21 protein-coding genes and 1 pseudogene are annotated in these 24147 nt (G+C 44.8%); 6 read left to right on the top strand and 16 right to left on the bottom strand.

Translation table 11 applies throughout. From position 1 onward, the window contains the following. The first annotated feature begins 48 nt into the window (after positions 1–48). The gene (locus R7Z41_RS00890) at positions 49–615 is read left to right on the top strand and encodes a DNA-3-methyladenine glycosylase I (RefSeq protein ID WP_005378109.1); all 567 of its coding nucleotides are present in this window, start codon (positions 49–51) and stop codon (positions 613–615) included. Between the two features lie 24 nt (positions 616–639). Here R7Z41_RS00890 and R7Z41_RS00885 read toward each other — a convergent pair whose 3' ends face one another. The 4 genes from R7Z41_RS00885 to cls form a co-directional block, all read right to left on the bottom strand. Next, on the bottom strand, positions 640–1500 hold the full coding sequence (locus R7Z41_RS00885) for a lipase secretion chaperone (RefSeq protein ID WP_206969790.1): 861 nt from the start codon (positions 1498–1500) through the stop codon (positions 640–642). Positions 1501–1512: 12 nt separating this feature from the next. Beyond that, positions 1513–2418 (bottom strand): esterase/lipase family protein, encoded by a 906-nt coding sequence (locus tag R7Z41_RS00880; protein ID WP_031781060.1) that lies wholly within the window; start codon positions 2416–2418, stop codon positions 1513–1515. Positions 2419–2666: 248 nt separating this feature from the next. Further along, positions 2667–3872: a cystathionine beta-lyase gene (locus R7Z41_RS00875; RefSeq protein WP_017820862.1), complete on the bottom strand. Its 1206-nt coding sequence runs from the start codon at positions 3870–3872 to the stop codon at positions 2667–2669. Positions 3873–4086: 214 nt separating this feature from the next. Then, a complete protein-coding gene (gene cls / locus R7Z41_RS00870) occupies positions 4087–5541 on the bottom strand; it encodes a cardiolipin synthase (RefSeq protein WP_053303198.1) in 1455 nt (484 codons plus the stop codon). Between the two features lie 430 nt (positions 5542–5971). On the opposite strand from cls, the gene R7Z41_RS00865 reads away from it, so the two are divergent. The 3 genes from R7Z41_RS00865 to R7Z41_RS00855 all read left to right on the top strand — a co-directional run bounded on the left by R7Z41_RS00865 (position 5972) and on the right by R7Z41_RS00855 (position 9068). Further along, positions 5972–7342 carry a sodium-dependent transporter gene (locus R7Z41_RS00865; RefSeq protein WP_042522154.1) on the top strand — a complete coding sequence of 457 codons (1371 nt, stop codon included), beginning with the start codon at positions 5972–5974 and terminating at the stop codon, positions 7340–7342. A gap of 69 nt (positions 7343–7411) precedes the next feature. Then, the gene (locus R7Z41_RS00860) at positions 7412–8104 is read left to right on the top strand and encodes a TIGR01621 family pseudouridine synthase (RefSeq protein ID WP_225477397.1); all 693 of its coding nucleotides are present in this window, start codon (positions 7412–7414) and stop codon (positions 8102–8104) included. A gap of 31 nt (positions 8105–8135) precedes the next feature. Further along, positions 8136–9068, top strand: a complete 933-nt coding sequence (locus R7Z41_RS00855; RefSeq protein WP_053303196.1) for a class I SAM-dependent methyltransferase — start codon at positions 8136–8138, stop codon at positions 9066–9068. Between the two features lie 93 nt (positions 9069–9161). Here R7Z41_RS00855 and R7Z41_RS00850 read toward each other — a convergent pair whose 3' ends face one another. The 9 genes and pseudogenes from R7Z41_RS00850 to R7Z41_RS00810 all read right to left on the bottom strand — a co-directional run bounded on the left by R7Z41_RS00850 (position 9162) and on the right by R7Z41_RS00810 (position 19448). Next, positions 9162–10217, bottom strand: a complete 1056-nt coding sequence (locus R7Z41_RS00850; RefSeq protein ID WP_053303195.1) for a hybrid-cluster NAD(P)-dependent oxidoreductase — start codon at positions 10215–10217, stop codon at positions 9162–9164. Positions 10218–10297: 80 nt separating this feature from the next. Continuing rightward, positions 10298–11959 carry a hydroxylamine reductase gene (gene hcp / locus R7Z41_RS00845; protein ID WP_005378097.1) on the bottom strand — a complete coding sequence of 554 codons (1662 nt, stop codon included), beginning with the start codon at positions 11957–11959 and terminating at the stop codon, positions 10298–10300. Between the two features lie 174 nt (positions 11960–12133). Next, positions 12134–13663 (bottom strand): nitric oxide reductase transcriptional regulator NorR, encoded by a 1530-nt coding sequence (gene norR / locus R7Z41_RS00840; RefSeq protein WP_005486909.1) that lies wholly within the window; start codon positions 13661–13663, stop codon positions 12134–12136. 202 nt (positions 13664–13865) lie between these two features. Then, positions 13866–14346: pseudogene (locus R7Z41_RS00835) on the bottom strand (glycine zipper 2TM domain-containing protein). A gap of 123 nt (positions 14347–14469) precedes the next feature. Beyond that, positions 14470–15081: a CDP-alcohol phosphatidyltransferase family protein gene (locus R7Z41_RS00830; protein WP_005386693.1), complete on the bottom strand. Its 612-nt coding sequence runs from the start codon at positions 15079–15081 to the stop codon at positions 14470–14472. Beyond that, positions 15074–15721, bottom strand: a complete 648-nt coding sequence (locus tag R7Z41_RS00825) for an ATP-binding cassette domain-containing protein (protein WP_149191908.1) — start codon at positions 15719–15721, stop codon at positions 15074–15076. Before R7Z41_RS00825 ends, R7Z41_RS00830 begins: the two co-directional genes overlap by 8 nt. Beyond that, entirely contained in the window at positions 15687–17396 is a 1710-nt protein-coding gene (locus R7Z41_RS00820; protein ID WP_206969792.1) for an ABC transporter permease, read from the bottom strand. Before R7Z41_RS00820 ends, R7Z41_RS00825 begins: the two co-directional genes overlap by 35 nt. Positions 17397–17405: 9 nt before the next feature. Next, the gene (locus R7Z41_RS00815) at positions 17406–18566 is read right to left on the bottom strand and encodes an ABC transporter substrate-binding protein (RefSeq protein WP_213885366.1); all 1161 of its coding nucleotides are present in this window, start codon (positions 18564–18566) and stop codon (positions 17406–17408) included. A gap of 435 nt (positions 18567–19001) precedes the next feature. Further along, positions 19002–19448, bottom strand: a complete 447-nt coding sequence (locus tag R7Z41_RS00810; protein ID WP_005378077.1) for an META domain-containing protein — start codon at positions 19446–19448, stop codon at positions 19002–19004. Positions 19449–19632: 184 nt separating this feature from the next. Between R7Z41_RS00810 and R7Z41_RS00805 the strand changes: the two genes are divergently transcribed. Further along, on the top strand, positions 19633–19881 hold the full coding sequence (locus tag R7Z41_RS00805) for a DUF1289 domain-containing protein (RefSeq protein ID WP_005378062.1): 249 nt from the start codon (positions 19633–19635) through the stop codon (positions 19879–19881). Positions 19882–20016: 135 nt separating this feature from the next. Here the strand turns inward: R7Z41_RS00805 and R7Z41_RS00800 are convergent, their stop codons facing one another. Continuing rightward, positions 20017–20238, bottom strand: coding sequence for a hypothetical protein (locus R7Z41_RS00800; protein WP_005386686.1), 222 nt, complete (start codon positions 20236–20238; stop codon positions 20017–20019). Between the two features lie 415 nt (positions 20239–20653). Continuing rightward, positions 20654–22342, bottom strand: coding sequence for a bifunctional UDP-sugar hydrolase/5'-nucleotidase UshA (gene ushA / locus R7Z41_RS00795; protein ID WP_182016159.1), 1689 nt, complete (start codon positions 22340–22342; stop codon positions 20654–20656). A gap of 751 nt (positions 22343–23093) precedes the next feature. Between ushA and R7Z41_RS00790 the strand changes: the two genes are divergently transcribed. After that, entirely contained in the window at positions 23094–23609 is a 516-nt protein-coding gene (locus R7Z41_RS00790; RefSeq protein WP_206969796.1) for a GNAT family N-acetyltransferase, read from the top strand. A gap of 147 nt (positions 23610–23756) precedes the next feature. Here the strand turns inward: R7Z41_RS00790 and rplY are convergent, their stop codons facing one another. Then, on the bottom strand, positions 23757–24035 hold the full coding sequence (gene rplY / locus R7Z41_RS00785) for a 50S ribosomal protein L25 (protein WP_005378066.1): 279 nt from the start codon (positions 24033–24035) through the stop codon (positions 23757–23759). Positions 24036–24147: the final 112 nt, after the last annotated feature.

Below are 24147 nucleotides of genomic sequence, written 5' to 3'. Positions count from 1 at the left end.
TATTGCGCCTCTAGCTCATCAGTTAGAGGCGCTTTTTAAGGAAGAATAATGACAGAACAAAAAACGTGTGCGTGGGCGATGAATCACCCATTAGAGCGCGAATATCATGATTCCGAATGGGGCGTGCCAGTATATGACGACCAAGTCCTGTTTGAATTTATTACTTTGGAAGGTGCGCAAGCTGGTCTTAGTTGGATCACCATCCTTAAAAAGCGCGAAGGTTACAGAGAAGCGTTCGAGAATTACGATCTAGATGCGTTGGAACAAAGAAATGAAGAACGCGCTGAATACATCGTGGAAAACTTCGATGTTGTGAGACATCGCGGAAAGATTAACTCGGTATTCAGTAATGCCAAAGCGGCCAAAGCGTTAATTGCTGAATACGGGAGTTTATCAGACGCGTTGTGGCAGTTCGTGGACGGTGAACCAATCGTCAATCAATGGCAACATATGAGTGACGTACCAGCTTCGACAGAGCAATCCAAAGCCATGAGTAAATTTCTAAAAAAGAAAGGCTTCAAGTTTGTCGGTGAAACCATCTGTTATGCTTTCATGCAAGCCGTCGGCATGGTGGATGACCATATCGTGGGATGTCCTAAAAAGCAGAATAAGTAACGTTTGGCGATTAAGCTAATGTTGTTAGTTCTGGCTATCATGAATACGTTCCAAAGCTTCGATTCGACGCCATTGAGTGGCATCGAAGCTTTGTTTTCTTAAAGAAATGATTTCTGCCTGTTTTTCGTCTTGCCCTAGAAAATCCCTATTCAGAATATTTTGACGCTGCTTTAAGTAAGTGGCGAGTTGAGTCTCAAATGATGCTCTTTGCTCATCAAGCTTTTGCAGCCTCTGCGCTCCGGCATCTCCTACCAGAGCAACACGGGCGATGTATTTGTCTTGTGAATCAAGCTGAGAAGCTTGCTCGAGCTGCTCTGCTAATGCGTTATTGCGTTCACTTTCTCGTATGTAATCCGGTTGTTCTGATAACGCTTGATTGAGAAGGTGTGCTTGACTCTCGATATCCGATGCCTGTGTTTTAATCGTCAGCTTTTCTAAAGCAAGTTGACGAAGTCGGTTTTCTTCGTCAAACAATTGGGTTATCTGCGCCTCGCTAAAGTATTGAAGCTGTAAGTTCAGTATTGCTTCATTCAGCATGGTTAACTGTTCAAGCGTTAGGTGATTGTGCTCAAAAGGCTCTAATGCAGAGAGTGCTTGCTTGTAGGAAAGGTAGGTTTGAAAAAGTTTGGCATCAATATTCAGAGTTTGCTTTGCTAAAGTGTCATCATTAACTTCCGCTTTGATCGTATCGAGATCTTCTTCGCCCAGCCGGCTAAGAGAATATTCGAAGAAATCTTTTGGGGAAGAGACATCGGCGGCTATATCTTGCTGAGATAGCGAATGGTTAGAGGTTATCTCTTGTTGTTTGTCGCTTTGCAACAGAGAAAGTGCTCCCACGCCAAATATCGAGAGCAGGATAAAAGTGGTGAGAGCGACTTTCTTCATTGTGATGACCTCTTATAAACCTTGAAGTTTGAGACGATTTGCATGTTGGCGATAAAGCGTGACTGGATCGGTTTCAAAAAGATGATGAATACCGAGTAGGCCGTTAATTTCATCCAAATGGTTCATTTGATAATCATCACGTATGACTTTGCCCAAATGTGTGCTGCACGCACCAACTAAGCCATCATTTGGCCCATCAAAGGCTAAGCCAAGTACCATCATGGCAGCATCGGTCGGATCGAAAACGTTTGTAAAAGTGGATGATCCGGTCCATGAGTAGTAATAAACGCCATTTGAAGCCAGCAAGTCACCATTACCACATTCACTGGTAGGGACTCCCTCCGGGTAGTGTTGGTTAAACGCTAATGATCCTTCCGTGGTTAATGCTGCTAGTGAGGCTAAAGGGTCTTGGTCGAGATCAGAACCACCTGATAGAAGATTAATAAGAGTAGTTAAGCCTTGCGCCAGTTTTACCGCGAGCTGCTCACTACCCGAACCCTCAGATACGGTGCCACGAACTAAATCTGCCACTTTAGACCCTTTATTAACGCCTCCTATACTCGTAACTGATGCGACTAGGTCAGGACGGACAGAGGCAACATAGCGCGTTGTTGGACCACCATGACTGTGACCAATGAGATTGACTTTCTCTGCGCCTATTGCTGCAAGTAAGGTTTCTACTTGAGCAAGCAGTTGCTCCCCTCGAACTTCGCTGCTATTGGTCGCGGATACCTGTGCAACATAAACCGTAGCGCCATCTTTTGTTAAGGAATGTGGTATTCCGAAAAAGTAATCAACGCCTGCCAGGGTATCAAAACCAAACAAACCGTGAACCAGAACAATCGGATACTTGGTTTGGGTATAACCTGTTGCAGCGGATACGGAGGTTATTGGGACGGTAATTAAGGTAAAAAGCATTAGCGCTATAAATTTGAGTTTCAAAACTATCTCCTTGTGGTATGACCTCTTATGAATGATCAAAAGTAGGAGAGAAACCCTAAATTTGGAAAGCCTATTTGTGGCACATTAATTCATTCTGTGACTGCTCAATTGAAAAACAACACAAATGATTAACATTAATTGATGGTCAGGGTAAATGTTAGTTAATTCTAATTAAGTCAGGGGTTTATAAAAACGCCCCGCAATGCAGGGCGATTCAATCATTGTTATAGGGAGACTTCTTTTTCAAGCATTAAGGCGTTATAACGCGCAAAACCAGCCTCTAAATCAGCGATCAAGTCATTTACGTCTTCTAAGCCAATATGAATACGAACCAAAGTACCTTCAAAGTGTGGGTGAGCTACGGTTCTCAGGCTGTTAAAACTCTTAGGTTCGTTAGCTAGAATGAGGCTTTCATAACCGCCCCAAGAGTAACCCATACTGAAGTGTTTCATACCATCAAGCAGAGCCGTCGTCGCTTTTGGATAAGACGTTTTGAGAACAAAAGAAAACAAGCCGTTTCCACCTGTGAAGTCTCGTTTGAAAAACTCATGGCCAGGGCTTGTTTCTAAAGCTGGATGGCGGACATGATCAACTTCTGGGCGAGAAGCGAGCCACTGAGCGACTTTTAAACTGCTTTCTGCGTGCTGTCTTAGGCGAACATCCAACGTGCGAATACCTCGAAGACCTAGGTATGCGTCGTCAGGAGAAACGCACTGACCCATCAGGTAGCTTTGTTCACGAAGCTGATCCCAATACTTTTCAGAAGCCACAGCAGTACCTAGCATGACATCTGAATGTCCAACAATATACTTAGTTGCCGCTTGAATGGAAATGTCTACGCCATGCTCGAAAGGAGAGAAGTTCACGCCTGCTCCCCATGTGTTGTCAAGCATCACGATGATATCTTGCTCGTGGGCAATGCGCGCTAATGTAGGTACATCTTGGACTTCCATGGTTATTGAACCAGGAGACTCCAAGAAAAGGACTTTGGTATTCGGCTGAATCAAGTCTCGGATACCTTCACCGATCATTGGGTCATAATAGGTGGTTTCGATGCCCATTTTCTTCATGATGGTGTTACAAAAGTCACGAGTTGGTTCGTAACAAGTGTCCACCATTAGAATGTGATCGCCAGTTTCAACGAAAGAGAGGATGGCGTTTGAAATTGCTGCCGTTCCACAAGGGTAAAGCGCGCAACCAGCTCCACCTTCAATCTCAACCATTGCGTCTTGGAAAGCAAAGTGCGTGTTGGTGCCTCGGCGACCATAAAACAACGTTTTGTTTGCACGATTAATGGTGGCTTGGTTCTTTTCTGCAACGGTATTGAATACCACAGTTGAAGCGCGTTGAACGGGTGGGTTTACAACACCATTTGTCCACTTTTTATCGCGGCCAGCGGTAATGAGTTTGGTTTTTTTTCCCTCTGACATAAAAGTTCCCTGTCTTAAATATTGCGGTTTTGAATATTTAAAACATGGACGACGTAGGTTATGCAAGGGAAAAGTCAACTATCAGCCAATAACAGCCAAGATGAACAGGTAATAATGATGTCGAGAGGTATCGTGTAGATAGGGAGCTAAAAGAACAAACCTCCAGCAGGATGCATGTAGCGCTGGAGGTTTTTTAGTCGGTGTATTTGAGGTATTAGAGGAGTGGGTTGAAGAGATAGAACACTCGCTCTAAGAACCGAGAAAATAGGCTCCTTTTCTCCCATTCTTCCAATACAACAGTGTGAGATTGCTTAATATAGCTATCTTGTAACCAAGACATTTGCTTGGTGAACTCTTCGTCATCAACGGCGAGGGTCACTTCGAAGTTCAGCCACAAGCTGCGCATATCCATGTTTACGGTGCCAACTAAACAGAATTGGTCGTCAATTACGACAGATTTTGTATGCAGCAAACCACCATAAAACTCATAAATCTTGACCCCTGCACTCAAGAGCTCACTATAAAAAGCGCGTGACGCCCATTGCACCATCATAGAGTCATTTTTATGGGGAATAATGAGTTCAACGTCAATGCCTCGTTGTGCTGTCATCTTTAACGTTTCGAGTAAATCAGCATTGGGCACGAAATATGGTGTTGTGATTCGTACCGAGCGATTGGCTTGGTTTATTGCCAATGTTAATACTTGATAGATCAGATATTCCGGCATACCTGGGCCAGAAGGCACAACCTGAATAGGGTGTTGGAATTCACTCTCATCGATTTTACATTCAGGTAGTCTCGGTAAATGGCGTTCGCCAGTTTCGACTTCCCAATCCCAACAGTGGATGGCACTCAATACGTTTACCGTTGGTCCCGTAATGCGAACCATGATGTCCACCCAATGCCCAACGCCACTATTTTGCTTGAAGTAAGCCGGGTCAACCAAGTTCATTGAACCGGTATAAGCAATTTCATCATCAATTACGATGATCTTGCGATGCTGGCGAAGATCAAGACGACGTAAGAAAATACGCCACATCTTCACTTCTAACGCTTGAATAACTTCAATTCCAGCATCCTGCATCATTCGATACCAAGGACTTCTGAAAAAACGCGGGCTACCTGCTGAATCGAGCAATAGCTTGACATCTACGCCGCGTTTAGCCGCTCGGATAAGTGCAGAAGCGACAGAGTCAGCCAAACCACCTGGATGCCAAATGTAGAATACCATTCGAATACTGCTCTGCGCGTTTTCGATGTCTTCAATAATGGAATGCAAAATCTCATTAGGTGACTGTTGCAGCGACAATGTATTACCGCTCAATGCGGGAAGACCAAGGCGGTTGTTACAAAGTTCATCAATTCGGTAGATGTGCCTTCCCATCGTTTCTGGGTTGTGCGCGTTACAGTCGTTAAGCTGACTGAACCACTTCTCGAATGGTGTAAACATCTCTTTCGCACGTTCGGCTCGTTTTCTGCCTAAGTTCAGTTCACCGAAGAGGAAATAACATGCGACACCCAGGACGGGAAGGATATAAATGATCATTAGCCAAGCTAAAGACACGCTCACTGCACGGCGCTTTAAAACGACACGAATGGTCACACCTGCGACCAGTAACCAATATAGCCCGATGCCAGCTAAAGTAAGAAAGTGATAAAACTTGTCCATATACGCTCAGAGTAATATGCCCTTCTAGGATATTAAGCATAAAAGTGGGTTGGGGGAATAGATTTCCCATTTAGACGTGGGATTGACCTTATATGAGGAACGAATTTCATAACAGCTGATTCTGTTATTTTAATGTGAAAAATAAGGTCATTCTTTAACTTTTGAACAAAAAAGCAGCATTTAACCTGCGTAACTCGACACTTGTGCGATAAATGTACTTTTTTGGGGTTCCAATTTTAAAGGGGAGCTGCTTTACTTTCTAGACATAGTGCGTCGAACGCTTATTTTATAAGTGTACAATAATTTTTACATAAACTTTTTAGACGCCTATCTCTATGCATACACAACAAACTAATTTTGGAGAAAAAGCGTGGCTACAACTAATACAGCAGCACCACGTGATACGTGGGGGTCTAAACTAGGCTTCGTAATGGCAGCAGCGGGTTCCGCTGTCGGTTTAGGCAATATATGGAAATTCCCTTACACAGCAGGTGAGAGTGGCGGCGGTGCATTCGTTGCTATCTATCTTATCTTTGTAATTTTTATCGGCTTTAGCGTGATGCTGACAGAGTTCGCTATTGGTCGTAAGACAGGTCTTTCTGCCGTAGGTGCATTCAAAACAACTGACCGACGCTGGACGTTCACTGGCGTTATGGGAGTCTTCAGTGGTCTTTTGATCATGGGCTTCTACCCTGTGGTTGGTGGTTGGGCATTGGCCTACATCTTTAAAGTGGGTGGTGGTCTACTCAGCGCGCCAGAAGCAATTGGCGACAGTTTTGGCGGTTTCATCTCAGATCCGATTCAACCTTTAATGTGGATGGGTGTTTACCTGTTCCTTAACGTCATGATCGTGATGAAAGGGATTTCGGGTGGTATTGAGAAAGCCGGTAAGGTTCTGATGCCGCTTCTGTTCTTAATCCTAATCGTTGTTTCTGTTAAAGGCTTGATGCTGCCAGGTGCAATGGCTGGCCTTGAGTTCTTATTCATGCCGGACTTTTCTAAAGTCGACAGCAACGTAGTTCTTGCTGCACTAGGGCAGGCGTTCTTCTCACTTAGCTTAGGTATGGGTTGTATGATGACGTACGGTTCTTACCTGAAGAAGAAAGAGAACCTAGTTCAAACAACCGGTATGGTTACTGCGATGGATACAGGTGTCGCGATTCTTGCTGGTGTTGCTATGTTCCCAGCAATGTTTGCCTTTGGCATGGAGCCTGCAGCAGGCCCTGGTCTTGTATTCGTTGTCGTTCCTCAGCTATTTGCTGAAATGGGCGGAGTGATTGGGTTGCTATTCGCGTTGCTATTTTTCATCGGTTTGACGGTGGCGGCATTAACTTCTTCAGTATCACTATTGGAAGTTGTCGTGTCTTACCTAATCGACGAGAAAGGCATGAAGCGCTCTAACGCAGTTCTGTCTGCAAGTGCAGTTATGGCGGCATTATGTATTTTTGCGTCACTATCGTTAGGTGGAATGGGACCAACGCTGTTTGGTACCGGTGCCTTTGATATCTTCGACTTACTAACGGACAAAATCTTCTTAGCGGTTGGTGGTATGTTGGTGTGTATCTTTGCAGGATGGCGCCTAAGCCGTGCTGAGTTAGAAAAAGAGATCACTAATGACGGCGAAGTATCCTTCCCGCTATTTGGATTGTGGTACAACCTAGTTAAATACCTGATTCCTGTTGCGATTGCTATTGTTGCCTTCATGGGGATTAAGTCTGGCTTTGATAGTGGCAAAGGTGAAATCATGCTGCTGGGTATCGCAATCATTGGTCTTGCTGGCATTTTCTCGAAGAAGCTTTAGCAAATACCTTGGGGGCAAGCCTCGATAACTTATGTATACTGCTGGCTCCAAACGTGGAGCCAGTTTTTTATGTTCGATATTCTACATACCCATCCCGATTTTCTGATCATCAATAAGCATCCCAACGCCTCTGTTCATAAAGACGATGGCGACACAATGCTGCTGCAAGAAGTGGCTAAGCAGAGTGGTGATCAGCAGCTCTATCTTATCCATCGCTTGGATAAAATGACATCGGGTATTCTGCTCCTCGGACGCAATGCCAAAGCGGCCAGTGCGTTATCGCAAGCCTTCGCTGACCGCCAAGTAGAAAAGTTCTACCTAGCGATTGGCTCTAAAAAGCCGAAAAAGAAACAAGGTTTGGTCGTTGGTGATATGGAGCGTTCGCGCCGTTCATCATGGAAGCTGGTCAACAGCAAAAATAACCCAGCCGTCACCCATTTTTTCTCTCTTGCGGCAGAGCCCGGAGAGCGCCTATTTTTATGTAAGCCACACACTGGTAAAACGCATCAAATCCGCGTGGCATTAAAATCGGTTGGCTCAGGTATTGTTGGCGACCCGATTTACAATGCAGGCAATGAGGCTGATCGCGGTTACCTGCATGCATTTTCACTTTGCTTCCAATACCGAGATGAGCAATATCGCTTTGTTTGCGATCCACGAGAATACCAAGTGCTGGGTAACAAATGGCACAATGAAATCGTCTCTCAGGGTTTGGATACTTGGCTTTCCCCTTGGGAACTGAGCTGGCCTACGACCAAATAACCGTCACAAAGAAAACTAATAAGAGAACTCGATGCAAGCATCACAACTTCCGCTGTTCTTTCAGCATCTAGAAACCGAGCTCGCGCAAGCTCCTAACGAAATTCGTCGACTGTTTCATGGTCGTGGCCGTCGTTTTGAGGGCCTAGAGCAAATCACCTGTGATTGGTTACAAGGTCAGGTGATTATCAACTTGTTTAAAGAAGTCGACGACGCGTTTCTCGCTGAGCTGAAAAACGGCCTCAATGCGTTGGCACAATCACCACTGTGGGCAGACAAGCAAGGTCGCACTATGGTTCTTCAGCACCGTTATGCCGATGGTGCGCCTTCAGAAGTGCTTGTCGGTGAATTAGACGCTCGCCCTGTCGTTGAAGAAAGCGGTTTGAAATACCAATTGGATATTGGCCGCAATCAAAACTTCGGTCTGTTTTTGGACATGCGCTACGGTCGTGATTGGGTACGCGAAAATGCGAAGCATAAGAACGTGCTTAACTTGTTTGCTTACACCTGTGGCTTTTCTGTCGCTGCCATTGCGGGTGGAGCAGATAAAGTGGTTAACGTCGACATGGCGAAAGCATCGCTGTCTAAAGGTCGTGAGAACCACAAGCTAAATGGTCATAACATCAACCAGGTAAGCTTTATGGGGCACGATATCTTTAAATCGTGGGGTAAGATTAAGAAATCTGGTCAGTATGACTTGATTATCATCGATCCGCCTTCATTCCAGAAAGGCAGCTTTGCGCTGACTAAAGATTACAAAAAGATTTTACGTCGGTTGCCGGATTTGTTGGCAGAAGGCGGTCAAGTGATGGCATGTGTGAACTCGCCATCTGTGACAAGCGACTTCTTGATTGAAAGCATGAAAGAAGAAGCGCCAGAGTTGACATTCCGTGAGCGTCTGGATAACCCACCAGAGTTTACGGACGTGGACAGTGAAGCGGCATTGAAAGTGTTGCTATTCAGCTAAAAAACTCTCTGTCGCAATAGAAGAAAAATTAAACAAAAAGCGCCGCGAAACATCTAAACAGACGTATCGCGGCGCTTTTTTGTATTTGGAAAACTAACCAATCTGCACTTCAAGATCCGCTTCGATGGTTGATGAGCAGGCGAGCACATAGCCTTGTTCAATTTCTTCTGGCGTTAATGTTTCTAGGCTGGTGGAAGAGATGCTGCCTTGACGAACCTTGCATTTGCACGAGCCACAAATGCCGCTACGACAAGCGACGATTAATGGTAAACCTGCGCCTTCGAGCACATCGGCCAGTACCTGACCTTTTTGCGCATCGATGCTTTGAGCAAAATCAGGAACAGAAACGTTAACCGTCTCATCGGAGACCGATGTTTCTGCGCCAGTCGCTGGCGTAAAACTCTCTTGGTAGAAGTTCGTCATGTCAAAACCAAGATCATTCAAATAGCCGTGAACATCTTGCATAAACTGACTTGGACCACACAGGTAAACGGTGCGTTGCTTGAAATCAGGAACAAGCTCTTTAATCCAGTCGGCATTCAAACGACCTTGTGGGTGTGACGTTCCTTCGCGGTTTTTCAGCAACAGCTTTAAATGGAAGTTGGGATATACGGCGTCGAGCGTTTCTAGCTGATCGTAGTAAATCGTCTCTTCGGGGCTGCGTGCGATATGAAGAAATGCGATGTCCACATCGTTGTCGTTTTCATCTTGATTACTCAGCCAGTGCTTTGCCATCGAAAATACGGGCGTGACGCCGCAACCTGCACTGATAAGCAAGGCTTTTGTTTCGCCATCACGTAACACGGGTGGATGGTCGATGCAGTTGAATTCGCCTGCTGGTGGTAATGCTTGAACAGTATCACCGAGCAGCAGCGAGTCAACGATGTAGTTCGATACTTTACCGCCAGATACTCGTTTGATGGTGAATTGAAGGTGATCGTCTTCATTGATAGAGCTGATTGAATAGGCGCGAAACTCCATTTTTCCATCAATTTCCACGCCCAAGTTAATAAACTGGCCAGGCTTAAACTGAAACAAAAGTGACTCGGTTAGTTCAGCCAATTTGATGCTGACGGTGTCGTGTGTTTCGAAGTATTTGTCGATGCAACGGAGTGTGACGGGTTGGTTACCTTGCCATTCAAAAAACATAACAATCTCTTTGGTTGTGGCTATTTTTGGTTCGAAATAGTTAGCGCCTCCTCGTAAGGAGGCGCGAACAAGCAAGTTTATTAAGCTGCTAGGATGGCTTTTAGATCATCCTGAACATTGCCAATACTGCGCATATCGAACTTCTCTTGGATTATGGCGATTAGGTTTGGCGTTAGGAATGCCGGTGCAGTAGGGCCTGTGTAAATGCCTTTCACGCCCAATGCAAATAGTGTTAGCAAGATAACGATCGCTTTTTGCTCGAACCAAGAAAGCACAAGCGTGAGTGGTAGTTCATTGATGTCACAGTCAAACTCTTTCGCCAGTGCAAGTGCAAGCTGGATTGCAGAGTAAGCATCGTTACATTGGCCCACATCCAATAGGCGAGGGATGCCGTTGATATCACCAAACGTATTCTTGTTGAAGCGGAACTTACCACACGCCAACGTCAGGATGAGCGTATCTTCTGGCGCTTCAGCCGTAAAATCGGTGTAGTAGCTACGTTCCGCTTTATCACCATCACAACCGCCGACTAGGAAGAAGTGCTTGATGTTGCCTTGCTTCACTTGGTCGATAACCGCAGGGGCGGCGTTCATCAGTGCATTTCGACCAAAACCAACCGTGATGTGGTGTTCGATTTCATTGTGTTGGAAACCATCTTGCGCTAGAGCACATTCAATCACTTGGCTAAAATCATCGCCTTCGATGTGAGCAACACCAGGCCAGCCAACAATACTACGCGTGAATAAACGGTCTGCGTATTGACCCACATTTGGATTCAACAAGCAGTTTGACGTCATTACGATTGCGCCAGGGAAGTTTGCGAATTCTTTCTGCTGGTTTTGCCATGCGCTGCCGTAGTTTCCGACAAGATGAGGGTATTTCTTCAGCTCAGGGTAGCCGTGTGCAGGTAGCATTTCACCGTTGGTGTAAACGTTAATGCCTTTGCCTTCAGTCTGTTGCAGGATTTTTTCTAGGTCATGCAAATCATGGCCAGAAACAAGAATACATTTGCCTTTTACTGGCTTGACGTTCACCGTGGTTGGTTCTGGATGGCCGAAGGTCATTGTTTCACCTTGGTCGAGCATTTCCATCACTTTGTAGTTCATCAGGCCGATGCGCATTGAGCAATCAAGTAGTTCACCAAGATCTTCAGGGTCTGTACCCAACCACGCCATGATTTCATGGTATTCGGCATAGATATCGTTGTTGGTTTGCTCAAGAACACGTGCGTGCTCCATGTATGCTGCGGCACCCTTAAGGCCGTATAGGCAAAGTAAGCGTAGGCCAATAACATCTTCATGTACTTGGTCCTTACCACGGTTAACCGCGACTTGAGGAGCAAAAGCTAAGATTGCTTCTGCGCTATTTGGTAGCTCAAAGTGAGCAACAACAGGGATGTCAGCAACTTCGGTATCGGCGAGTGTTGCAGCAGACATTACTTGCTCTTTTAGCAATGCTTTGTACGTTGCCGCTTGAGAAGTTAGCTCTAGGACACGTTCAGGGTCAAAGTTTACGTTCGTCAACGTAGAGAAAAATGCCTTTGGTGCCCATTGGTTGATTTCATCGTTAATGATGTTGAATTCAAGTGCTTTTGATGCCCAAAAAGAAACCCCTTGCAGTGTGTAAACCAACACGTCTTGAAGGTCAGATACTTCAGAAGTTTTACCACACATACCTTGTGCAAAAGAACAACCTTTAACAGCAGGGGTTTGAATTGTCTGTTCACATTGAATACAGAACATATTGGGTTCTCCAGTGATTGTTTTAATAGTCGTGATGTTGACCACTAGAGAGCAGAATGTGTGCCAATTTTTATTTTGTTGATTTATATAGGATTTTATTGTTTTTAGGCGAATGATTGATGTAATTAAGACAACGGGGGTGATGTCTTAATTACATCGGCTTCTTGTGGTTGGTTATTTATTGATCCCGAGCTTTTTACCCATCCGATATAAGTTCCCACGATCCATTTGTAAAAACTCCGCTGCTTTTGCCCAAACCCCACCAGTTTGGCTCAAAGCATGTTCAATTAAATCACGTTGATAGCTTTCTATTAGCTCTCGCATTGGTTGGCTTTCTTTAGGCAGATAATGCGATGTGTTTTTTACATCATCGAGAGCCAGTGAGGTGTCAAAATGGTTAAGCATGATCGTGCTTGCACCTTGTTGAATAGCGTGTAAAGCCGCGCGAGTTAAAGTGTGTTCGAGCTCGCGTACGTTTCCGTACCAAGGTAAAGACTCCAGTTGAGTCAACACTTTAGGGTGAACGTGCAGATTGGGCGCATTAAATTGTTGGCGTACCTTTTCTAACAGATATCCTGCTAAAACGGGAATATCCCCGTCACGGGCACGAAGTGGGGGGACTTGGATTGGGAATACGTTTAAACGGTGGAATAGGTCTGCTCGAAACGTGCCAGCTTCGACCTCTTTTTCTAATTGTCGATTGGTCGCGGCGATGATGCGCACATTGACCATCAAATGCTGATCGCTACCCACACGTTGCAGCTCGCCTTGCTGAATTACGCGCAGCAATTTTGCTTGCAAAATCAAAGGCAGTTCGCCCACTTCATCAAGGAAAATCGTTCCACCGTCTGCCAGTTCAAACTTACCGGCACGGTGGCTATTAGCACCTGTAAATGCGCCTTTGACATGGCCAAACAGTTCACTTTCAGCCAGACCTTCAGGCAGGGCCGCACAGTTTACGTAAATCATCGGCTTATCGCTACGATGAGATTGCGCGTGTACCGAGTGCGCGACCAGTTCTTTACCAGTACCTGTCTCTCCTGTGATAAGTACTGCGTAATCTGATTGAGCAACAGTCGCAATGTTGTTTCGTAACTGGTTGATCTGCGGACTCAAACCCACCATTTCGCCATGTTGAGAACGGGCTTGTTGGATAAGGGTTTGAGTGACGCTTTTTTGCTTCTGGTTTTGCGCTTTGAGCGCTTTTAACTGAGCAATGTTACGCAATGTCGCAGCGGTCAAAGCCGCAAAGGTTTCGATAGCGACAGGGTCAATGTCATCAAACGCGCCCACCGTTAGTGCATCCATCGTTAGTGCGCCAACAAGTTGGCCTTCGACATACAAGCTAAAGCCCATGCAATCGTGAACATCAATGCATTGGTCTTCAGTTAATAGTGTGCCGTCGAAAGGATCCGGCAGTGAACAATCGGCATCGAAACGCACCGGTTCACGGCTATGAATAATGGCATCTAAGCGAGGGTGCGCCTTGGGGAAATAGCGACGACCTAAGACCGAGCTGGATAAGCCTTTTACCGCGACAGGAGTTAGAAACCCATCCTCATCGAAGATAAACAGGCAGCTCGCATCACATGGGAATACTTGCGCGACCCCATCAATAAGATTTTGATATTGCTGCTCGTGAGAGCGATTTGAGCTGAGGTTTAGCGCGATATTAAGGAGTACGTGGTCAACAGTCGGAGTCATAACAAGCCCAAAGTTATCTGGAATGGGCTCATGCTAGCAACTTGATGTCATTTGAACATCGAAAGGTGTGGGAGATTGATGTTCCATTGACGACGATCAAGTTTGATACGAAAAGAAACGCGCAAGTTAACAAGCCAGTGATGTAAGCTTGCGCGGGTTAGGTGTTTGAATTAAAGCAGGCCAAAGGTTTGGTTCGTCCGAATTAACGAGGAACGACTCTAGCGTCATTACCAGAAACATTGATTTGGACCGCTTGGCCTGGTTGGAAAATCATGTTTGGATTTGCTTCTTGAACAATAGAGATAATCTTTCCGTCCTCTAAACGAATGGTCAGATTCACGCCATTTCGTTTCGCGGTTGCTTCAGCCGCTTTGCTGCCTGCATAGCCACCCAATAGACCACCACCAATGGCAGCGATATCCGAGCCAGAACCGCCCCCAACTTTTGAGCCTAAGATCCCCCCCCACGGCAGCACCAGCGATGGTGCCAATGGCATTGGATTGGGTAGAGGCATCAATGGTTACGGGTTCTACTTTTTCTACTGTGCCGTAGTAAACCTGCTGAACTTTGCGAGTGTCGGATGAGCCGTATGCATCTCCGTACGGGTTAGGTGAGCTACAGCCGCCAAGCACGAGCGCACAAGTAATGGTGAGCAACATGCCTAAATTGATCTGTTTTTTCATATAGCCTCCGAATGGTTTCTTCATTCAAAGAGTATATACCCCAATTTAACCTGCGTTTTGATGCTTTATAAAACAGTGGCTTAGCGGCCTGTCCCTTAAGGAAACGCGATTGTCTAAGCAGTATTAATGATCGTTAAGCGTATGAAACCCTGAATAAATACGTGTAAAAGTAGTAAACCAGCATGCCGCGCCAAAGATATACGCGATGACGGCAAAGTGTTGCGGTAGCAAACAAAATAAAACCAAGCAGCCAATGGTTTCTGTACCTTCGGTTAAGCCGCTCATGTAGTAAAGCGATTTGTTTTTATATACCGGATTATCGATGCCTTGTTTTCCTGCCATGATGGCAAAAGCCAAAAAGCTACTACCAGTGCCGATGAAGGAAAAAATCAAAAATGCGCCTGCAACGGCATTGTGTTCTGGGTTGGCAAGCACAAAGCCAAAAGGAATCAACGAATAGAACAAAAAATCTAAGCTGATATCAAGAAAGCCACCCGCATCGGTAATGCCTTGAATCCTTGCCAGTGCACCGTCTAACCCATCACAGATTCTATTCAGCAAAATAAACAGCAACGCCAACAAGTACTGTTCGGCGATCAAAGCAGGCAGGGCAAAACAGCCAAGCACAAAACCAAATACTGTCGTCTGATTTGCGGTGATGCCACATTTATCGATATATGTCGCACTGAGTGCCAGCGGTTTGCGGATGAGCTTTATACTCAGGCTATCAAGCATGACTTGTCTCCCACGGCCAGTTTAGGCAGCGGCTGCCATCAGGGATATCATCTTCATCGTGCGTTACCATCAAAGTAGGAATGTTCGCTTGCTGCAATTGTTCGACCACCCAATTGCGAAATTGTACACGCAGGTCTTTATCCAACTTGCTATAGGGCTCATCAAGTAGCGCAACTTTCGGCTTTGCTAGCAGCATACGAGTCAATGAAATACGGGCGCGTTGCCCTCCCGAAATTTGGTCAGGAAAGGACTCTGCTAGTTTGGTCAATGAAATGTTCTTCAGCGCTTGCATAGCGTGAGCTTTACGCTCTTCACCTTTGATTGAGTTTGGTAGCGCGAAGGCAAGGTTCTCCCACACCGTTAAATGAGGGAAGAGCAAATCTTCTTGGAATAGAATACCGACCTGACGCTTATGGGCAGGGAGGGCATCCAACTTTTCGTTATCAAGCGTAATGGATCCAGAGTAGTTGAACTCGGCGGATAGGTGCCCGGCAATGGCATCCAACAAAGTGGATTTACCACAACCACTTGGTCCCATCAGAGTAACAATTTCACCTTTCTCTACGGTCATGTTGAACGCTGAAAAAAGCGCGTCACCATTGGTTTTACGGATGGCGAGGTTTTCGAGACAAAGACTCATTCAGTAGTAAACCTTTTATAGACAAGCGGCGATACTTCCTGTGCAAGTGGCTAAGCAGTATCGCAAAAGAGAAGAACAAGAATGGCAGCAGAGCTTGCCAAATAGCGTAAATAGCGGTGACACGTCGGTCAAAACCACTGGATAGTGCAACGGCTTCGGTTGTGATGGTGCTAATGCGCCCAGCCCCTAGCACCAATGTCGGTAGGTATTGCGCCAGACTTACGCTAATACCGATAGCCCATGCGAATGCAATCGCAGGCAGGAGGATTGGTAGTTTCACTTTTAACCAAGCTTGCATCGGTGTTTTACCCAAGCTGAGTGCGACGCGAGTTAAGCTGTTATCGAAGCTGCGCCACGGACCGTCTAGCGAGAGGTAAATAAATGGGAACGCAAAGAATACATGCGCCCAGCATACCCAAAAGAAATACGCGTTACTGTTTAAGTACAGTGTTACCACTTGCATACCGAATAGCACGGATAGCTGAGGAATCAGCATCGGGATGGCGATGATGTAACCGGGCACCTGCCAGCGATAATGGAGACGATACTCATGTGCTATTAAAGCAAGAACTAGCGCGACAGTCGCGCTGATCAGGGCGATTGACATACTTTGTTCTAGAGTCCCTAGAATACTGTGCCATTCGTATTCCCAAAAACGCAGGCTGTAACGGCTTGGGAGCAAATCTGGAAAGCGCCAACGTTGGGCAAAGCTCCACAGCACCATGAGTGGAATCATTAGAAGTGCAAGTAGAGCAATCAGTGAAAATAGGGTTTTACCGGGTAAACGAAACCCGTTTCGACCAGAGTACTGCCAGCGTTTGAAGCCTTTGGTAATACACCATTCCATTAAGCGTGCAAATCCAATCAAAACGCTAGCGATCGCAAACAGTATTACTGCGCCAGCGGCAGCTCTTGGTAGGAGCGATAAATCTGGATCGTTAAACCATTGCCATACCAAAACCGCGAACGTCGGTGGGTTGGTAGGGCCAATAATCAGGGCGACATCGACAACGGACAAACTGTAAGCCAATACCGCCAGCATTGGGAAACGAAGTTTTGCTAACCATTGCGGAAATACGCATTTCCACCACGTTTGCGCGGAACTGTAGCCCATCGAGTGACTGACTTTTTCAACCTTATCGACTTTCAATTGCTGAAGGATCGGAATACTCATCAACAATAAAAACGGCACTTCTTTAATCGCAAGCATGATGACCAAACCGAGTGCATGTGGGTCTTTAATCAGCAATGCTAAGTCATTCACCGTTTGTGCATTCTGGTCGTAACCAAACAGTTGGTTGAGAACACGAACGCCCATACCAGTTGGGGCAAACAAGAACGCAAAGCCAATTGCAAACGCGACGTGCGGCATAGCGAGAAGTGGGGAAAGGCTAACTTCAATTTTTCGCCAAAACTTGCTGCCCCAAGACGCCTGTAGAATGGCAAACGTGATGAAGCAAGCCAAGTAGCTACTGAAAATGGCGGAGTAGAAAGTAAGCCCGATGGATGTCCAAACACCTTCCCAATCAAAGACGGCATTGAAGCCATCAAAAGAAAAGTGGTGTAGACCGATAGGAGGTACATAACCGAGCGCAGAGACCACCACTCCAAGTAGTCCCGGAATGGTAGGCAAAATACAAACTGCGATAATGACTAAATACAGCGCTCTTAACATGGATTCTTACTAATTCCCGTAGCGTTTCAACCATTCTTTTTCTAACGCCGCTTGCCAACTTGGATGTGGCTCAGCGATAGATTTGAATTGTTGAGTGTTTTTGGCCGAACCAGTTAGGTATTGGTTGCTTAGTACCGAAGGGTCGCCCCAGATGTTTAGGTTACCTTTGCGAGACTGTGCTTCAGGGCTCAATAAAAAGTTTATCGCAACTTGTGCACCAGCACTGGCATTTGCGTTCCAAGGAATCGCTAAAAAGTGGATATTTGAGAGTGCTCCTGCGTCCATTGCGTACGCTTTGGTGCTCTCTGCAAGATTACCGCTCGACTGCGCAGAGAAAACCGCGTTCGGGTTAAAGGTAATCGCCAGGTCAGTCTGACCATCATCTAGTAGCTGAAGGGTTTCTGCTGTACCGCCTGGAAACTGCTTACCACCGCGCCAAGCGACTTTATGGAACTCATCTAGATAAGACCACAGCGGTTGAGTGACTTGCTCAAACGTGTCATCGGTAACTGGTTGTTGCAGCTCAGGGGTGTTGTTAGACAGTTCAATGAGTAATGCTTTGATAAAGCTTGTGCCATGAAACTCTGGTGGTCGAGGGTAAGTCAGGCGATTCGGGAACGCTTTTGCATAGCTCAGCATTTCTGCGAATGATTTTGGAGGGTTATGGAGGGTTTGCTCGTCATGGATAAACACTAATTGTCCTACTCCCCAAGGTGCTTCTAGACCTTCTGTTGGCTCGGAGAAGTCCACATAAATTGGTAGAGATTTATCCACATATTGCCAGCTTGGCAAACCTTCGACAAAAGGACCAAATAGCAATTGGTTATCCTTCATTGATTTGAAGTTTTCGCCATTGATCCAAACCATATCAACACTGCCACCGCTGTTTTTGCCTGCCGCTTTTTCTGCGATAAGTCGAGTAGTGGTCTCAGAAATATCAGTTACTTTAACGTGGTTTAGCGTCACGTTATAACGTGATTTTAGCTCTCTACTCGCCCACTGTATGTAGCGATTAATTTCTTGGCTTCCGCCCCAAGCATGAAAGTAGACGGATTGCCCGTCGGCTTGTTGTTCGATTTTTTGCCATTCGCTATTCACTGATGAATCGGCAAAAGAAGGTGTCGCAAAAGTCGTGGCTAAAATGCCAATGCTGCTGAGTAGCTTTTTCATATCTATTCCGTGTTATGTCTTTTGGTGCTTGCTTTCGTTTCTATTGACGTTTTCGCAAGTCGTTCCGCTCTGTTACAAGGATAGTAATTCATCTCTCTCTATTATCAATGCCAATCCCAAACGGAATCACTCATTGATTCAAAGAATTACTCTCAATGTGAAGCAAAACGAAGAAAGGACAAATTTGGTGTCATTTTAGGAGCGGACCGTTTGTTTGAGGATATTCTTTCAAGTAATTGAAAATTATTGTCCCCAGAGATATGAATAGGTTGTTTTACAGAGCAAAATTGATGTTTAAAGCATGGAATTGAGGGCGAAAAGAGAAAGAAAGTTGGCCATTTAAATGACTTTGGCATGCATGACTAACGATTCATCGATATAAAAAAAGCAGCCGTTTGGCTGCTTTAAGATACTATCTGGTTTACTTAGTTGGGATTAGTTTACCCAGTCACGTAGTGTAAACGTCAATTCGTGATCGGCACTTTTCAGAACAAGACCATCTTTAGTTAGCGTGATATCGCTCCAGTTAGATAGTGTTTGTGTCATTGCGTTTTCGATCTTCATTTGATCTTCCATACACATCTTCATGGTCATGCCCATTTTTTCGATGCGTAGTTGGTTGTTTTTCAACTCGGCTTGACCGAAGAAGTTGTTACAACCTGCGTTGCCGTTTGCGGTTAGATTTTCACCGATTTCTAGGCGAGCCGCTTTTTGGTGTTCGTCTAGAACGATATTTTTGCCATCAACTTGAACAAGTTCCCAGTTGTGGTGCTGCAAATCTTGAGCCGTTATTTCTTTCACATCATCACCGTTGCTAGCACAAGCAGTCATAAGAACAGGGAGAGAGATTGCTGTAACTAACGTTTTTAGGCTAAGCTTCATTTTATAGACTCCGTTTTTATAAACGCGGTAAGTATAAGTAATAAAACACTGTTTTTGTCAGCATAAGGTTATGGTTTCGTATGTTTTTGACATAACGAAGTATATAGCAAGTTTTGTTGCTGACTAATCTTCTCATTATTTAAACTAGGCCAATACGCCCTAATATGGAAAGAGCGGTTTTAGTATGGAGCAACTGGAGTTTTTTACTGTCCCAAGCCCTTGTGTTGGAGTATGTACCTCCGATGAAAAAGGGTATTGCAAGGGGTGTATGAGAAAGAGAGAGGAAAGGTTTAATTGGCTTAACTTAACCCCCGCTCAGCAGTTGCACGTTATTAAGTTGTGTCGTCAAAGGTACAGAAGAAAGATGTTGGCCGGGAAGACGAAGCCAGAACAGCTTCAAGATGAGTCATCGCCTCAACAAGACTTATTCTAGAATTCTTGTTCAGTCTGTGGGGTTACGCCTTCGCTTTCGGTTCTGATTAGGCTTTTACATATTCCCGGTCCGGCAAGGTGTCCTTTAAGAACCGGGAATCTCCTATCCATTTTCCCTATAGAGCGGTAATTGGCGTTATTTCATCGACCAACGGTCGCTAACCCAGCCTCCCGCTTGTTCGTCGAAGTGATTTCCTGAAAATCGATGATTGAATTCAACATCTAATTTACTTGTTGGGCGTTCATCCATCAGTTGATGAATATATCTCGCCATAGGATCCGTACAAGCTTCACGCTCTCTACGGGTAACTACTTCTTTGATCATTTGGAGTCTGTAGCTATTGCTGGCTCGTTTCATTTTTGACCTCCAGAACTCGATGGCAGCAGTTTGAACACATTGACGTCCAGATCGCTGCTCATTAGTGTGCGCGTGGAGGCACATCACCATCGTTTGAAGTCCAAAGACAAATTGTTTGAGAGCAGTGTTTGTAACGCCATTCACATCTTTCTCAGAATCATTGACTATGCTATTAAAAATGTTTCGCGAAATTTAGCCGATGAACCTGCATATTTAAAAGACCTTATCAAACATAGAAGCCCAACACAGGGGCGTCAATAACACAAATGAACAATTTTTGAACATATTGTGAAGGTGGAGAGTTTTCAGTAATTTATCGAAAATAAAAAACCGAAGCACAAAGCTTCGGTTTTGAGGAAAGCCCTGACGAAATTGCTTGTAAAAGCTCTTAGTGCCAGGGGGAAGGTGTTTAGTATTAGCTACCAGATGCAGGACAGCCTTTTACTGGTTGGCCATTACTGAAGTATTTGATGTTCTCTAAGTTCTTGTTGTAGTTATCCGCAGAGATTTGTGGGTTGTTTACGAAGAACTCGCGCAAAACGTATGCATCAGTTAGCTGTGTAGATTGAACATCGATGATTGGATAGTTATCGCCACCAGCAGCACTGAAGCTGATTACAGAGAATGTGTACGTTTCGTTTAGATCGAAGCCTTTATTGTTAATATCGGTAATGGTTACTGAGCCAGCATCACAATTTACATCTAAAGTGATGTTATCTAGTTGAGCGTAAGCACCAGACCCTGCAGATTTCGTCGCAACCACGTCTAGGTATTCTTTAACTTCTTTACCTGTCATAGTTGCTTTAGTCACGAAGTTACCAAATGGCTGAACCGTTAGTACGTCACGGTAAGTGATATCACCATCTTGGATTGAATCACGCACGCCGCCAGAGTTCATCACACCAAAGTCAGCATTTACCGTTTTGTAAGTACGGTATGCCTCGCCGAGTAGGTGACCTAGGTTAGTTTGTTGAGAGCGAACTACGTTACGATCACCTTCTAACTTACCCGTCGTATTAGAAATCTTCTCATCTAATAACTCTTGACCTTGTTGTTGGTATGGCAGTAGTAACGCTTTTACCGTTGCATCTTGTTGAATTCGTTCACCGATAACTTCATCGTTTTCGTCTAGAAGGTTTACAGGAATCAGTGCGTAATTCGCTAAGTGAAGCTTGCCGTCGTAGTATTCGAAGTCTGCACGACCCACATATTTACCCCACTCATGCGCTTGCATAATCCAAGTGCCTTTTTGTTGGTCTGGGGCACAATCATCCCCAGGTTTGAAATCAGCATACTCATTGGTACCTGGTTCCATACATACAGGGTTTTGCGAGTGACCACCGATGATAGCGTTTAGCTGTCCTTCTTCAAGAGAGCGAGCGAGTTTCACGTCACCTGGTGCTTCACTACCGTTTTTACCATCTTCGTAGTGACCCATGTGCGTCGTTGCAAATACTAGGTCTACCTTTTCGTTCTCTTCGATTTCCTTCAGTACCTTTTTGATTTCTACTTGAGGGTCTTCGAAGTGGATGTTTGATACGTTGTCTGGATTGACTAGCTTCGCAGTGTCTTGCGTTGTTAGACCAATAACAGCGATCTTAAGGCCGTTGATAGTAAATACTTTGTAAGGGGCGAAGTAACGCTCGTTTGTATCTTTTTTATAGATATTCGCAGCCAGCATAGGGAAGTCAGCTAGCTCGGCTTGCATATCGAGAATATCTAGTGAGTTATCAAATTCGTGGTTACCGACAGCCATTGCATCGTAACCAAGTAGGTTCATCCCTACGAAGTCTGGAACCGCATCTTGCATGTCTGATTCTGGTACACCGGTATTAATATCACCGCCAGATAGCAGAATGGTTTCACCGCCTTTTGCTTCGACTTCTGCGCGGATAGATTCGATTAAAGTGTGACGCGCAGCCATGCCGTATTCGCCGTCGCTGTTATGCCAAAAGCGACCATGGTTATCGTTAGTGTGGAGAACGGTGAACTTAGTACAAGAATCTGCAGTCTCGCAGGTTACTGGAGAATTGTCGCTGTCTGAGCCGCATCCTGCTAGCGCAGCGCCCACTGCCACTACCAAAAGAGATTTGGAAAACTTCATAAGGGATCCTTTCTTTGTGATTTTGTTATTGTTACGGCGTGAAATATACGGAATTAATGTGAAACTTTAGTGATCTATCTCTTATTTATACTTCTATCGGAGAAATGAATTAATAAGCCTGCAAACTACGTCTATAAATAAACAGAATTGGTATTTAGTATTTATTTTATATAGCTAGCTCTATTTTTTGTGAGGTAGTTAATTGAATGTGTGTTGTTTGTGTGAATCAATGCGCATTTTTGCGAAGTATTACGCTGATTTTGGTGATAATTTTGCCAAGTTTATGTTTTCCCTAATAGGTATGACACAAATCGTTATAAATTTTCGCTCTAATGATGAGGGGCTCGGTTTGTATGCATAATGAACAGCACAGAATTGAAACTCATTTGATTATGGCTTTATTCTGCCTAACTCTATCAAAAATTGTATTTATCTCTTTACTATAATTGCGATCGTTTAGAAACCTTATGCTTTAGGCATCGTTTATTTATCCTCATCCGATACCTTATCGTGCTTATTCCGCATTTGACACTCGAGTGTTTAAACAAATAGATTCAACCTAATGAGTCAAAATGAAAAGTAAATAATGGATCGTTCTTCTTCGAATATTATGATGTGAACTATCATTTAATTAATGAAAATGAAATGGATTAATGTAAAGCGTTGCGACTGTAGCTGTTATCTTTGAGCTTTGGTTTAAAGGGTAGGGTTAAAAGAATTTGTAAGTGGTGAACGCTAATAAAGGATGCTTATGAGATACACAGTAAGGGACGCACTCAAAAAGGAAGCAGCCCAAATCGCCAAGATACACGTTGATTCTTGGCAGGTGACGTATAAAGGATTAATGCCAAAGAGCTACATAGAGCAGTTTACGATTGAGCGTCGAGAAAGGATGTGGGCACGAGTGATGACGGAGCAACTGGCCCAATTGATCGTAGTTGAGAGGCAAGGAGAAATTGTTGGCTTTTTAAGTTACGAGTTACCTAACCACACCAGCGAAGATAAAACGGCATTAGTGACATGTTGCTACGTTACGCCGCTACATTATGGGCAAGGAGCAGGAAGTGCACTGTTAGATGAGTTAGAGACACGTTTGCTCTCTACGTCAGTTATGCAGATCAGTTTGAAAGCACTGGATACTAATCAACAGGGGCTTAACTTTTACAAGAAGTGTGGTTTTGTGCGTACTGGAGAGGAAGAGTCGGAAGTGATTGAGAGTATGACGCTGACCGATCTCACTTTAGTGAAGTATATTGCCCGCTCATAAATCAAATGCTATATGCTAAATATAGTAAAACCCCGGAGGTGGTAAGACTCCGGGGTTTTGAAATTTTTTAGATGTCTCGGTTGGTAAGTCCGATTATCTTTTATGCAAAAGGTTTGGATTTAATCCGATTAATTCCTTGGTAGGGAATTAGATGCGGATGAAGTCCATGTGTTCAACTTTTGGCTTGAACGCGTGACGTTGAACGTCTTGTGGCTTAACTTTAACTTCTTTGCCATCGATAACTAGAACGATGCCTTCGTAGAATTCAGGCTTGTCCATTTGGTTTACGATGTCGTCGTGGTTAAGAACGATAGCTACTGCTGCTTCTTCACCGCCGTATACAACTGCAGGGAATTTGCCAGCGTGACGTAGGCGGCGGCTCGCACCTTTACCTAGTTCAGTACGTACTACTGCTTCGAATTTCATAGTATTTACTCTCAAATTAGTAAAAATCAAATGTTCACAATCAACAATGCGACCTTGTTGTTCGTGGTAAAGCTTGAAACAGGAACTGTTCAAGCGAGCGCGGATACTATCA

This window comes from Vibrio sp. 1457 (genome assembly GCF_033340195.1).
GTDB classification, from domain to species: domain Bacteria; phylum Pseudomonadota; class Gammaproteobacteria; order Enterobacterales; family Vibrionaceae; genus Vibrio; species Vibrio alginolyticus.
The sequence above is the reverse complement of the archived record's forward strand: the minus strand, read 5'-3'. Positions and strand labels throughout refer to the sequence as shown.